This window comes from Pseudomonas sp. GLN_2, from assembly GCF_043106005.1.
In the GTDB taxonomy this organism is placed as follows: Bacteria; Pseudomonadota; Gammaproteobacteria; order Pseudomonadales; family Pseudomonadaceae; genus Aquipseudomonas; species Aquipseudomonas alloputida.
The window spans coordinates 52,369-65,456 of sequence record NZ_JBICMC010000083.1 but is presented as its reverse complement, the minus strand read 5'-3'; the positions used below and the strand labels follow the sequence as shown (position 1 = coordinate 65,456).

14 protein-coding genes are annotated in these 13,088 nt (G+C 60.8%); 5 read left to right on the top strand and 9 right to left on the bottom strand.

Annotated elements, in window-relative coordinates:
* Window positions 1–7 precede the first annotated feature (7 nt).
* The 7 genes from ACF8Q6_RS19905 to ACF8Q6_RS19875 form a co-directional block, all read right to left on the bottom strand.
* Window positions 8–1,477: an AMP-binding protein gene (locus ACF8Q6_RS19905; protein WP_392493959.1), complete on the bottom strand. Its 1,470-nt coding sequence runs from the start codon at window positions 1,475–1,477 to the stop codon at window positions 8–10.
* Window positions 1,467–2,147 carry a thermostable hemolysin gene (locus ACF8Q6_RS19900; protein WP_161773677.1) on the bottom strand — a complete coding sequence of 227 codons (681 nt, stop codon included), beginning with the start codon at window positions 2,145–2,147 and terminating at the stop codon, window positions 1,467–1,469. Before ACF8Q6_RS19900 ends, ACF8Q6_RS19905 begins: the two co-directional genes overlap by 11 nt.
* A 116-nt stretch (window positions 2,148–2,263) precedes the next feature.
* Window positions 2,264–3,061, bottom strand: a complete 798-nt coding sequence (xth, locus tag ACF8Q6_RS19895; RefSeq protein WP_012052745.1) for an exodeoxyribonuclease III — start codon at window positions 3,059–3,061, stop codon at window positions 2,264–2,266.
* On the bottom strand, window positions 3,058–3,300 hold the full coding sequence (locus ACF8Q6_RS19890; RefSeq protein WP_012052746.1) for a hypothetical protein: 243 nt from the start codon (window positions 3,298–3,300) through the stop codon (window positions 3,058–3,060). The genes xth and ACF8Q6_RS19890 overlap by 4 nt, the downstream gene beginning before the upstream one ends.
* Before the next feature lie 65 nt (window positions 3,301–3,365).
* Complete coding sequence (locus ACF8Q6_RS19885) at window positions 3,366–3,623, bottom strand: hypothetical protein (protein ID WP_392493958.1); 258 nt, start codon at window positions 3,621–3,623, stop codon at window positions 3,366–3,368.
* Window positions 3,624–3,751: 128 nt separating this feature from the next.
* A complete protein-coding gene (locus ACF8Q6_RS19880) occupies window positions 3,752–4,936 on the bottom strand; it encodes a M20 aminoacylase family protein (RefSeq protein ID WP_392493957.1) in 1,185 nt (394 codons plus the stop codon).
* A gap of 1 nt (window position 4,937) precedes the next feature.
* Window positions 4,938–6,239: an MFS transporter gene (locus ACF8Q6_RS19875; protein ID WP_392493956.1), complete on the bottom strand. Its 1,302-nt coding sequence runs from the start codon at window positions 6,237–6,239 to the stop codon at window positions 4,938–4,940.
* Between the two features lie 373 nt (window positions 6,240–6,612).
* Between ACF8Q6_RS19875 and ACF8Q6_RS19870 the strand changes: the two genes are divergently transcribed.
* A complete protein-coding gene (locus ACF8Q6_RS19870; protein ID WP_104887455.1) occupies window positions 6,613–7,743 on the top strand; it encodes a porin in 1,131 nt (376 codons plus the stop codon).
* Here the strand turns inward: ACF8Q6_RS19870 and ACF8Q6_RS19865 are convergent.
* Entirely contained in the window at window positions 7,720–8,658 is a 939-nt protein-coding gene (locus ACF8Q6_RS19865) for a LysR family transcriptional regulator (protein WP_010953617.1), read from the bottom strand. The genes ACF8Q6_RS19870 and ACF8Q6_RS19865 overlap by 24 nt on opposite strands.
* Window positions 8,659–8,744: 86 nt before the next feature.
* On the bottom strand, window positions 8,745–9,245 hold the full coding sequence (locus ACF8Q6_RS19860; RefSeq protein ID WP_392493955.1) for a peroxiredoxin: 501 nt from the start codon (window positions 9,243–9,245) through the stop codon (window positions 8,745–8,747).
* 231 nt (window positions 9,246–9,476) lie between these two features.
* Between ACF8Q6_RS19860 and ACF8Q6_RS19855 the strand changes: the two genes are divergently transcribed.
* The 4 genes from ACF8Q6_RS19855 to ACF8Q6_RS19840 all read left to right on the top strand — a co-directional run bounded on the left by ACF8Q6_RS19855 (window position 9,477) and on the right by ACF8Q6_RS19840 (window position 13,084).
* Window positions 9,477–10,460: a DUF1852 domain-containing protein gene (locus tag ACF8Q6_RS19855; protein WP_274144140.1), complete on the top strand. Its 984-nt coding sequence runs from the start codon at window positions 9,477–9,479 to the stop codon at window positions 10,458–10,460.
* Between the two features lie 26 nt (window positions 10,461–10,486).
* Window positions 10,487–11,521 carry a methionine synthase gene (locus tag ACF8Q6_RS19850; RefSeq protein ID WP_143999980.1) on the top strand — a complete coding sequence of 345 codons (1,035 nt, stop codon included), beginning with the start codon at window positions 10,487–10,489 and terminating at the stop codon, window positions 11,519–11,521.
* A gap of 25 nt (window positions 11,522–11,546) precedes the next feature.
* On the top strand, window positions 11,547–12,056 hold the full coding sequence (locus ACF8Q6_RS19845) for a flavin reductase family protein (protein ID WP_104961956.1): 510 nt from the start codon (window positions 11,547–11,549) through the stop codon (window positions 12,054–12,056).
* A 98-nt stretch (window positions 12,057–12,154) separates the two neighbouring features.
* The gene (locus tag ACF8Q6_RS19840; protein WP_047602994.1) at window positions 12,155–13,084 is read left to right on the top strand and encodes a LysR family transcriptional regulator; all 930 of its coding nucleotides are present in this window, start codon (window positions 12,155–12,157) and stop codon (window positions 13,082–13,084) included.
* Window positions 13,085–13,088 lie beyond the last annotated feature (4 nt).

Here is a 13,088-nt window from a genome sequence, read left to right as displayed (position 1 = left end):
GTGAGCCTCACAACGAGATGTCGGACAACAGGGTGTGGTAACGCTGCAGGATCGCTTCACGTCGCGGGCGGCCATTGGCAGTCAGGGTTTCGTCAAGCGTGCTCAGAGGCACTGGCAAGCGGCGCCAGGCGTGCACCCTGGCGTAATCGGGCAATCGCGCGTTGCATTGCTGTACGGCCTGTTCGATGGCCTCGTCGCTGATGCCGGGATCCAGCGGCCAGAGCAAGGCAAGGTTGCGCGGCAAGGCCTCGCCATGCACGAACGCCTGGGCAATCACGCCACTTTGGCTCAGCTCGGCTTCTACCCACTCCGGGTTGACGTTGCGCCCGAAGCTGGTGATGAACTGATGCTTCTTGCGGCCATCCAGGTAAAGGTAACCCTCCTCATCGAGGTGCCCTACATCGCCTGTTGCCCACCACTGCCCGGTTACAGGCGGCTCTCCCAGGTAGCCCAGCAATATCGAACCGGCCACCAAAACTTCGCCATCGTCGGCAATGCGCACCTGCACATGCGGCAATGGCTTGCCGACGCTCCCAGGGCGCACAGCCCCTGTGCGGTTGAGCGCCACTACCGAGGCGCACTCAGACAAGCCGTAACCTTCGAACACTGGCAAACCGACCGCCTCGGCCCGCGCGAGCAGGCTTGGCGATACCCGAGCGCCGCCTACCGCCACCAAACGCAGAGGGCCGACCCGCATCAGCCCGCGTTCGATCGCTGTCACCAGCCCCATCAGCAGTTGCGGCACAAGGATCAGGCTCTGCGCACCACTGAGGGCGATTGCGCCCAGCAGGCGCTTGAAATCGACCTGGCTCGCGCCTCCCACCCCCAACTGCTGCTGCGGATAGAGCTGCACACAAGCGCCAGCCATGAGCGCGGCGTAGACGCCCAGGTTTTCCAGCAGAACACCCAGTGGCAGTACCGCCAGGTATCGCTGCGGCTCGATTGGGCGGCTGGCGGCCTCCAGCTCATGCGCCACACGCAGCAGGGTTTCAGCGCTCAGGCACACGCCTTTGGGCGTGCCGGTGCTACCGGAGGTGTAAGTGATCTTGGCAGTGCCCTCAGGCAGCGCCGGGGCGACAAAACTGTCACGCAGCCAGACGCCAGCGGGTGCCTGCAGGTCAAAGCCAAGCGCCATGAGCTGTTCGGCCCACTGCGCCTCGCACACGACCGCCGTGACCCCGCTTTGCTGCAAGCAGTGCTGGAACTGGGTCGCGCTGAAAAACGACGGCACTGTCACGCTGGCGCGTTCGGCGAACAGCGCCGCCAAATCCCAGAATAGCGCCTCGGGCCCGTTATCCAGCACCACGGCGAAGGTTCCCGGTGGTTGGCTACGCAGGCAGCCCGCACGAGATTCGACTTCGTCGAGCAGTTGCCGGTAGGTGTAACGCTGCGCATCGCCCTGGACGGCCACGGCGTCAGGATGTTCCAGCGCGTGCTGGCGCAACAGTGCCTGAAAGGCAGACAGGTCATGCCGCATGGCCGGTCTCCAGGGCTAACATGGGAAACCCAAGCCGCTCGAACATGCCCGCCTGCTTCAGGGCATCGAAGCCAAAGCCTATGTTGCCGGCGAATACCTGGGGTCGCTGGTCGTAGTAGGTCCCCCACTGGTCGACTTGGCCCTGCAAGCGCGCAGGATCCGCTGAGGCCAGAACAGTGGGCACCAGCCCCAGTCGCCGGAAACTGTTGAACAGTGTCGCGGCGCCCGTGAATGCGACCCACTCCAGGCCCCGCATGGCCAGCAACCACGTCACGGCGATGATCATTATTCGAGCGCTGCCGGCGCTGAGTGAGGCCAGGTTGCCTACTTCTACCATGCAGTTGCGATCCGGTGAGGCACCGGTTACCCGTGAAACAGCAGATTCCAGAGGCTCGTCCAGGTACCGCTCGAGAAAGAGCGGCCCTTCGCTGGCCGGTCGCATGCCTGCCGCCGCGATCAGGCGACCGTGGCTACCCTGCAAGGCAAGCAGCTCCGGCAGGTAATGCTGCACATCCGCCTGGTGCACACTGGCAAAGCGCTCGTGTATGAAGTGCTCCAGCTCGCCTCGCCCATGATCGCCGCTGAGGTGAAGAGAAAGATGCGCCTGATGATCGGCATGGCTACCGATGGGTAACGGAAGCAAACTGTGCCATTGATGAGTCTGAGTCATGAAATTTCCCCGCCTGGGTGCGACGGAGGAAATTATCGGGGTCGAATCTGAATGCAATCTGAAGTCGGCTACTGTCGCAACACCTCAACCCGGCGCTCGTTCATGTGCTGAATTGACTATGACCGGGCACGACGCGTGCCCAGCTCGATCCAGACGGGTGCATGGTCGCTGGCCTTGGCCTCGTTACGCACCCACGCATCGACACCCGCCCGCTTCAGATAAGGCGCAAGCTCGGGGTTGAGCAACAGGTGGTCGATCCGCAACCCGGCATTGCGGGCCCAGTGGTTACGGAAATAGTCCCAGAAGGTGTAGACACGCTCGTCCGGGTACAGATGGCGTATGGCATCGAGCCAGCCCTGATCAAGCAGTCGTTGGTAACACGCTCGCGACTCAGGCTGCAGCAGTGCGTCCTTCAGCCAGGAACGCGGGTTATAGATGTCCATGTCGGTGGGCACGACATTGAAATCCCCTGCCAGCAGCGTGGGGTGGCCACTTTCATAGAGGCTGCGCGCATGCTGGATCAGGCATTCGAACCAGTGCAGCTTGTAATCGAACTTGGGCCCGGGCTGCGGGTTGCCGTTCGGCAGGTAGAGGCAAGCGACCAACACCCCGTGTGCCGCAGCTTCCAGATAGCGGCTCTGGCTGTCCTCTTCCAGGCCGGGCAAGCCGCGGCGAACCTCGAGCGGATCACTGCCCCGCACCAGAATGGCCACGCCGTTCCATGACGGTTGCCCATGATGAAGGCTGCCATAGCCCGCTGCCTCCAGCTCCGCGCGAGGGAACTGCTGATCGGCCGCCTTCAGCTCCTGCAGGCAGGCAATGTCGGGCTGCTCCCGCTCCAGCCAGGCCAGCAGCGCCGGCAAACGGCTGCGGATGCCATTGATGTTGAAGGTGGCAATCTTCAGCGCTTTCATGCGTCCGGGTCGCTCACATGGGCCTGCACGGCATCTTCCAGCGCGCGGATATGCGCCTCATCGGCCAGCGCCTTGAGCGCCAACCAGTCGTCCCAGTCGATGGCGCCATCGTCGCGCAGGGCCTCGGCTGTGCGAAGCAGTTCATGGTGGTAGGCATCCGGTGACGCGCGCCGGTAACTGATGTCGTCGTACTGGGCATACCAGGCTTCAAGCTCGGGAATGCTGCGTTCGATGCTCATGAAAGCGTCCTCGCTGTACCCTTTGCTTGTCAGAACCCAGGCACAGCGCGACGTTCAATCAGGCGTCACTGAAAGTAATGGGGATACCGTGCCATGTCGCTCTCCAGCTTGTCCGCATCCGCTGCCCTCTTGCGCACTTCGGCATAAAACAGCTGGCATTGGTTCTGAAACCTGGTGAAATCGCGGTTGGCTGTTTCAATGGCACTGCTCAGGTCGCCCCCTTCAAGGCCCTCAATAAGTCGCTGTGAGGAGGTATACGCCTGCCAGCAGGCTTCAACCTGCTGCAGCCCCTTTGCAAGGTTCTCGGTGTCGATAGTCGCCATTGCAGCACCCTCTTTGGACCGAGCCTGGTCCGTCGGTGTGAATCGCCAGAGCGACGCTAACGGGATGAAGCCTGTCACGACGCGCTTCGGCTGAGAGCGTAGACCATTCCAACGCAGATGACGCAGTGTCAACGCAAATAGTCCTGAACCCACGTCACCCAACAATCAGCGCCAATCTTCACCAACGCATCATTGAAATCGTAGTGGGGGTTATGCACCGAGCACCCATGGAACTCGCCCGTGCCATTGCCCAGCATGAAGTAACAGCCAGGCCGCGCCTGCAACATGTAGGCAAAGTCTTCGGTGCCCATGACCTTCTTCGGCATCTTGTCCAGCAGCGCGCCGTCGGCGAACAACGGCCTCAGGCTGTCACGCAGCAACGCGCTTTCGTGATCGCTGTTGCACAAGGCGGGCGCCAGTTGGGTGAATTGCACCTCGATCTCCACGCCATAGCTTTCTGCGTGCCCCTTGGCCAGGGCGTCAATGCGGCTGTTGATCTTCTGCTGGGTCTGGGCCGTGTCGGTGCGCACGCTCAGCAACATGCAGGCCTCGTCAGGGATGATGTTGTAGACGGTGCCGGCCTGGATCATCCCGATGCTGATCACGGCGTAGTCCTCGACGCTCAGGTTGCGCGACTTGATGGTCTGGATGCCACTGATCAGGCTGTTCAACGCCATCACCGGGTCTACCGACAGCTCCGGCATCGCACCGTGCCCGCCTTTGCCGGTAATCCGAATGCTGACGCGTTCGGAAGACGCCATGGTGGGCCCCGCCTGCACCACGCACGTGCCCACCGGCAGGCCGGGCATGTTATGCAGTGCATACACCGAGTCGCACGGAAAGCGCTCGAACAGGCCGTCGTCGATCATCGCCTTGGCCCCCGCCAGGCCTTCCTCGTCGGGCTGGAATATCACGTTCAACGTCCCGTTGAACTGGCGTGTAGCCGCCAGTTGCGCAGCGGCTGCCAGCAGGATCGCGGTATGCCCGTCATGGCCACAGGCATGCATCCGGCCGGGGATCTTGCTGGCATGCGCAAACGCATTCTTTTCGCCCATGGGCAGTGCGTCCATGTCTGCACGCAAACCGATGCTGCGCGGGCTGTCCCCCACTTTCAGCACGCCGACCACACCATGCCCACCTACATTGCGATGCACTTCATAGCCCAACGCTTGCAGCTTGTCGGCTACCAGGGCCGCGGTATCGGGGGTGTCGCCGCCAATTTCCGGCGCAGCGTGGATCTGCCGGCGCAGCATGACGAACTCATCCAGCTCGGCGGCTGAGCTCGGTGTTTGATTGCTCTGCAAAATACCCATATCACTCGCATCCTTTGTTTTCGGGGAAGTACCTGAGGCAGGCCAGGCTGACGACGCCGCCGGCCAGCAGGAAGTAGGCTGGCGCCAACGGCGTGCCCAGCGCTGCAATCAGCCAGGTGGCCACCAATGGCGAGAAGCCACCGAACAGGGTCACCCCCAGGCTGTAGCTGACCGAGGTGCCGAACGAGCGCCTGGCCTTCGGGAAGCCCTCCATGATCAGCGCGAAGAACGCACCGGCACCGATGCAGGTCGGCAAGATCAGGATCGCCACGCCCATCATGGCCAGACCCATGTGCTGCACGTGCCCAAGCAGATAGAACACGGGCAGGGTCAACACCACCGGCGCGGCGACCGTCCACACCAGCAGGCGTTTTCTGAGCTGATACTTGTCGGCGAATTTGCCGGCCAACGGGCAGATGACGGCCATGCAACCGCTACTGATGCAGGCAATCGCCATCGCGCTGCCGGGTGGGTAATGCAAGGCGGTGGTCAGGTAGGTCGGCATGTAGAACACGAACAGGTACATGCCAATGGTCGAGCTGGCCATCAGGCCGATGCCTTGGGCGATGCGTTTGAGCAGTTCGGCATCCAGCCCCTGCTCTGCCTTCTGCGCCGGTGCGGCCTCATGGGTTTCCGGCAACCGCGTGCGTATGTACCAACCGACTGGCCCGATCAGCAGGCCGAAGATGAACGGTATGCGCCATCCCCAGCTTTCCAACGCCGTGGGGTCGAGCAACTGACTGAGGGCCAGGCCAAAGCCGGCCCCCACCAAGGCGGCATAGCCTTGGCTGGCGGCCTGCCAGCTGACGCTCTGGCAGCGATTGCCGACTGCACTGGATTCCATCAGGAACACCGACGCGGTACCGACCTCCCCGCCTGCCGACATGCCCTGGATGAGCCGGCCGGTCACCAGCAGCAAGGTGGCGAAAATCCCGATCTGTGAATACGTGGGCGCAAAGGCAATCATTGCGGTGCCCAGGGTCATCAGCCCGATGGTCAGGCTCAAAGCGGCCTTGCGTCCATGCCGGTCAGCATAGCGGCCGATGACCATCGCCCCGACCGGGCGCATCAGGAAACCGACGCCAAAGGTGGCCAGCGACATCAACAACGACGCCATGGCCGAGTCGGAGGGGAAGAAGTGCTTGCCGATCAGTACAGCGAAGAAGCTGTAGATCGTGAAGTCGTACATTTCCAGCGCATTGCCCAACGAGCAGGCGACCAAGGTTTTACGGGAGGACGATACCTGCGCGGCTGAATGCGCACCTGTTTGCAGGCTCGGCGATGTGGGTAGCGGTCTGATCATTGTTGTCTCCGTTGGCAAATCGCGGCGTGCAGCGAATATCAGCCAATCGGGCACTCAATACACTTGCAGTTTCGGCATAGGGATAACCAATGATTAATTAGCCGGCGCGATCGTTGGCCAAATTGCCCTGAGCTGGCGCACAGTCCGCCCTCGCTCCGCGCGCGGCCCCAATAACGCCCACAGATCAGCATCCGTAGCGCAGCGTTGACGCAGGTACGAAGCCTGTCTAACGCGGATGCGCTCGCCAATCCACACGCCGCGCCAGCCCTTGATTAACCAAACGGCATGACCTGACCGAATAAGCAATCACGCTGCAACGTTCTGTTCACCGACGCTAAAGCCACCCCATCACCGTGCTGGCCTGGAGCCGTGAATGAACACTCGCATTACGTCGTTGCTGTTGATGATCCAAGGGGCTTGCCTTGCTGGGCAGGCACAGGCAGAGGGTTTTCCGACGCTCGCGCGGATTGCGCCGGGTTTTGGTTATTACGGGCTGGATTACGGCTTCGATGACACACTCAAGGTGTACGGCACCGTGGATGCATTCGCCAGCTATCACGACTCACAGCACCACTCGGGTTTCAGGCTGGCCGGTGGCGGCGCCTGGACCAACAAGCTCGGGCTGTACGCACGCAAGGCGCTTGACCCCGATACCGTGGTGGAGCTTGACGTCGAGGAGGGTTTCAACCTCAATGGCGAGGCCCTGGAGGGCACCTGGGATACCGTCGGCACCCTGCGCCTGGCGACAGTCGCCCTGCGCTCGCGCACCCTGGGCAAGCTCGAGTTCGGCAAGACCTACGGCATGGCCACGCCCACCTACGCCGACCCGTTCCTGGCCACCTATGGCTCGCCCTACACCTACCTGGCCCTGCCTGCCGCCGGCAAGGGCGCCTTTTACCTTGACCTGCGCCCCAAGCACACCCTGGCCTACACCAGCCCGACCTTCAGCGGCTTCAGCCTCGGTACCGCGCTGAGCTTCGGCTTCGACGATGCCGCCAGCGCTGGGCGCACCGTGCGTGGCGGTGGCGCCCGGCTGCAGTACCGCAACAGCCGGGTGATGTTGCTGGCCTCCTACAACCGTTACTACAGTGACCCATGGGACGACGGCGGCGTTTCACGCCAGACCGCCAATGATTTCAAGAGCCTGTCGGCGTTCTACGATTTCGGCCCGCTGGCCACCAGCCTCACTTGGCAGCGTCAGGATGTGGACCAGGCCGGCACGCCCAGCACCACGCTGTACACCTTCGGCATGATGGCGCCAGTGGGCGAACTGGACGTGCTGCGCCTGGCTGTGATGCAACGCCAGGTCAGCGCCCGCGACAAGGACGCGTGGGGTGTGATGATCGGCTATGACCATTTCATCAACCCTCGCTGGGCCCTCTATGGACGCCTCGGCATGATCGCCAACCAGCGTGCCTCGTCGGTCACCTACGCCGGCACCCCGGTGGATCAGGCGGGCGATAACCCAAGCAACGTCTCGCTAGGCATGTACTACCACTTCTGACCCCACGGGGCGGGTCTGCTTGAGCACCTGCCCGCGCAAGCTGTGGAACAGCTCCTGGGCAGGCGCCGTGAGGCTGTGGCGGTCGATGCAGACCAGATTGATGGGGTAATCCGGAATCAACTCCTGCACCGCCATGGCGACGAACTCGCAATCGATTCCGTAGGTAAACCCTTGGTCCACCGCCAGTTCGCTGATGGTCATCAACGATTCCGTGTTCTTCAACAGCTTCAGCGCCATCATCACTGAAGTGCATTCAACGGTGTTCTGTGGCACCCGAAGGCCGTTGGCCTCGAACAGTTGGTGAAACTGCGAAGCCTGGTCGGACAACTCGTCCAGGCTGATCCAGGGGGCGTATTGCAAGGTGCGCAGTGACTGGCTGAACTTCTGCCGATTCGAGGCGTGGCAAATCACCCTGCCCTTGATACTGCCCAGCGCCTCCCAGTCCAGGCTCAGCCGACTCAGCGGTTGCTGCGAAGTAATGGCAAAGTCCAGGCTGCCATCGCGCAAGCGCTGCAGGATCTGGCTGGGGCGCAAGTCGGTGATGGTGATCTTCACCCGCGGGTACTTGCGCCGAAAGGCCAGGATACTTTCATCGACGCCATCGAGCATCGCCGTCAACGACGTCACCCCGATCGACACGGCGCCCAGCGCCGCATCCTGAATGCTCGCCGCTTCGATCTGCAGGCGGCGTATGCTCTCTACCACGAGGTTGGCATGGCGGATGACACGCTTGCCTTCCTCGGTAAGGGCCATGCCTTTGTGCGACCGCTGCAACAGGGTAAACCCCACCTCCCGCTCCAGCTCCTTGATCGAACGGCTCAGCGCGGGCTGAGTAATGTGCATGAGCTTGGAGGCTTCGAGGATGCTGCCTGCGTTATGAATGGCGACCAGCGCCCTGAGTTGGTGAAGTTTCAACCGTCTGTACCTTGTTGTTAGCGGCCGGTTCGAAAGGTGTTCTGGCAGCCCTGACAGCCGTTGTCGGCAAGGCCTGAAAGGTATGGCTAGCGCAACACAGCCAGCAGGCTGGCCGCATCGCTGACCTCGAACTTGCCGGGGCTTTCAACCGCAATGTACTGGACTACCTGGTCGTCGACCAACATCGCATACCGCTGCGAGCGCCGCCCCAAACCGCGTGCCGAAAGGTCCTGGGTCAGGCCCAGCGCGTAGCTGAATTCGCCATTACCATCGCCGATCATCTTGACCGCATCCCCAACCTGCAAGCTGTTGCCCCAGGCGTTCATTACAAAGGCATCGTTCACCGAGACGCACAGGATCTCGTCAATGCCAGCTGCGAACAACGCAGGGGCCGCCGCGACATAACCGGGAACATGACGTTCAGAGCACGTCGGCGTGAACGCGCCCGGCAACGCGAAGATCAGCACCTTCTTGTGCTTGCAACGCTCGCGAATGGAAAAGGCCTTGGGGCCGATCGCGCAGGCGCCTGCGTCGTTGTTGTATTGATAAAGGGTAACGTCGGGCAATTGATCGCCGGTTTTGATCATCGCTGTCTCCTGGGTGAAGTGAAGGCCAGGCAGCCATGATGCCGCAGTCAACCAGGCAACGCATCATGAGCAGAGCTAAAAAACCTGTGAAATAACTTCAATATCATTCATGCAGCGCCCCACCTAGGATACGCCTCAATCAAACACATCAAGATTACGGTGTGAACGACTCAGCCTACGCAACTGACAAGCACTGGATCGCTCACACTCAGGCACCTGGAAGCCGTTACCATGAATAAAGCGCCAACATTCACCGTCAAGCGCATTGCGTTCGACGAACATTATCTCCCTGCCGAAAATACCCGCATCACGACCAACTTCGCCAATTTGGCACGGGGTGCAAACCGCCAGCAGAACCTGCGCAATACCTTGGCGATGATCAACAACCGTTTCAATGCGCTGGCGCACTGGGACAACCCCGAACATGATCGCTATCGCGTAGAGCTGGACATCATATCGGTGGAAATGAACCTTGAAAACGCGCAGCACGGCAATGCCCTGCCGCTGATCGAAATATTGAAAACCTATATTGTCGACCGCAAGAACAATACTCGCCTCGAAGGCATGGTAGGCAACAACTTCTCCTCGTACGTGCGCGATTACGACTTCAGCGTACTGTTACTGGAGCATAACAAGCATCGGTCCACCTTCAGCACACCCGATCATTTCGGCGAGCTGCACGGCAACCTGTTCAAGTGTTTCGTCAACTCGCCAACCTACCAGGAGCACTTCAGCAAACCACCGGTTATCTGCCTGAGCGTATCGAGCAGCAGGACTTACCTGCGCACCGAAAATCAGCACCCTGTGCTAGGTGTTGAGTACCAGCAGGATGAGTACTCGCTGACGGATGACTACTTCAAGAAAATGGGCTTGAAGGTGCGCTATTTCATGCCGCCGAACAGCGTCGCCCCGTTGGCATTTTATTTTGCCGGCGACTTGCTGGCTGACTACACCGACCTTGAACTGATCAGCACCATCAGCACCATGGACACCTTTCAGAAAATCTACCGACCCGAGATCTACAACGCCAATTCTCCCGCAGGCAAGGCCTACCAGCCCAGCCTGAACAACCAGGATTACTCGCTCACGCGCATTGTCTACGACCGGGAAGAGCGCAGCCGCCTGGCGATCGAGCAGGGCAAATTTGCCGAGGAGCAATTTGTCAAACCCTACCAGGCCACGCTAGCGCAATGGTCCGCTCAATACGCACGTTGAACATTCAAAGCACAAGGTCACTGTTCATGAACACATTGCTACCCACCTCCACGGCCGGCAGCCTGCCTAAACCCGCCTGGCTTGCTCAACCCGAAACACTCTGGTCACCGTGGAAGTTGCAAGACGCGCAACTGGTCGAAGGTAAACAGGATGCCTTGCGCCTGGCCTTGCAAGAACAACAACACGCCGGTATCGACATCGTCAGTGACGGCGAACAAACCCGCCAGCACTTTGTCACCACGTTTATCGAGCACCTCAGCGGCGTTGATTTCGAACAACGGAAAACTGTCAGGATCCGTGATCGCTACGATGCGAGCGTACCGACGGTGGTGGGTGCTGTCGCTCGACAAAAACCGGTGTTTGTCGAAGATGCCAAGTTCCTCCGCCAGCACACCACACAGCCGATAAAGTGGGCGCTGCCCGGCCCCATGACCATGATCGACACACTGTATGACAACCACTACAAAAGCCGCGAGAAACTGGCCTGGGAGTTCGCCAAGATTCTCAACCAGGAAGCCAGAGAACTGGAAGCCGCGGGCGTGGACATCATTCAGTTCGACGAACCGGCATTCAATGTTTTCTTTGACGACGTGAATGACTGGGGCGTGGCTACCCTGGAAAGGGCCATCGAGGGCCTCAAGTGCGAAACGGCCGTCCATATTTGCTATGGCTATGGCATCAAAGCCAACACCGACTGGAAAAAGACCCTCGGTTCAGAATGGCGGCAATATGAACAGGCCTTCCCCAAACTGCAGCAGTCCAGCATCGATATCATTTCGCTGGAATGCCATAACTCGCATGTTCCGATGGACCTGCTCGAGCTGATTCGCGGCAAGAAAGTCATGGTCGGCGCCATCGATGTGGCCACTCATGTCATTGAAACACCCGAACAGGTCGCCGCCACCCTGCGCAAGGCACTGCAATTCGTCGATGCCGACAAGCTCTACCCTTGCACCAACTGCGGCATGGCGCCCCTGCCCCGCCAGGTAGCCAGCGGCAAGCTCAAGGCGTTGAGTGCAGGCGCAGCCATCGTCCGTCAGGAACTCGCTAACGCACGCTGAAATGAATGCAGCCACAGGACCTACCATGTTGCTTTCCGGTACGGCGATCGAGCCGTCGACTTTTCGCCAGGCACTCGGGCACTACGCCTCCGGCATCACGGTGATTACATCGCACCACGAAGGTGAGCCGATCGGCTTCACCTGCCAGTCGTTCTACAGCGTATCGATGAGCCCGCCGCTGGTGTCATTCAGTGTGATGTCCAGTTCGGCCAGCTACCCGAAAATCCGCCAGGCTGGCCGCTTCACGGTCAACATCCTGTCAGGTGAGCAGGTCGGCATTTCCAACCAGTTTGCACGGCGCGGCGCCAACAAGTGGCAGGGCGTCGAATGGCAAGCGTCGCCGTTGGGCAACCCGATCATTGCCGGCAGCCTGCACTGGCTTGATTGCGAAATTCACGCCGAGCATGCCGCCGGGGACCACCTGATCGTGATTGGCGAAGTCAAAGCGTTGAACCTGCAGGCCACTGCTGCCACGCAGCCGCTGCTGTATTTCAAGGGGCAGTACTGCAACCTCGCCGCGCCTCACGCGGCTTGAGCCTCACCCCACTCACGGAAAACCCAGCAAAGGAATTGTCAGGATCACGCAGCAGTGAAGAAAACCCGCCATTACTGCGTTGATCCGCCATTTTACTCATGATCGATTTACGCCACCTGCGAACCCTCCACGCGCTGCGTGAAACCGACAGCCTGCAAGAGGCCGCCGAGCGCCTGCACCTGACACAATCAGCCCTGTCGCACCAGTTCCGCGATATGGAAGAGCGCATCGGCATGCCACTGTTCGTGCGCAAATCCAGGCCGGTGCGCTTCACCAGCGCCGGGCTGAAGCTGCTGCAGCTGGCCGATCAGGTGCTGCCTCAGATCCGCAATACCGAACGGGACCTGGGCAAGCTGGCCGGGGGCTGCGCCGGACGGTTGCACATCGCCATCGAGTGCCACAGCTGCTACCAGTGGCTGATGCCTTCAGTGGATGAGTTCCGCGGCGCCTGGCCTGAGGTGGAACTGGACCTCGCCTCGGGTTTTTCCTTCGCGCCACTGCCAGCCCTGGAGCGCGGCGACCTGGACCTGGTGGTGACCTCCGACCCGGTGACATTGCCGGGTATCAGCTACGTGCCTCTGTTCAGCTACGAGGCGCTGCTGGCCATCGACAACCACCACGCCATGCGCCACAAGCCGTACCTGGAGCCCGCCGATATCGCCAGCCAGACACTGATCACCTACCCGATCGAACGCACCCGCCTGGACATCTTCACCCGCTTCCTCGACCCCGCCGACGTCGAGCCCGCACAGGTCCGCACCTCAGAACTTACCGTGATGATGATGCAACTGGTTGCGTCCGGGCGCGGCGTCTGCTGCCTGCCCAACTGGGCCGTGCACGAATACAGTTCGCGCGGCTATGTAACCGCCAAGCGCCTTGGCGAACACGGCCTGCAGGCAAACCTCTATGCGGCACTGCGCAGTGACATGCTGGAGGTGCCGTACGTGCGTGATTTTCTGCTGACGGCCAAGGATATTTCGTTCACCACGCTGGCAGGTGTCAGCGTGCCTTCAGGCCCGGTTATCTGAAGCC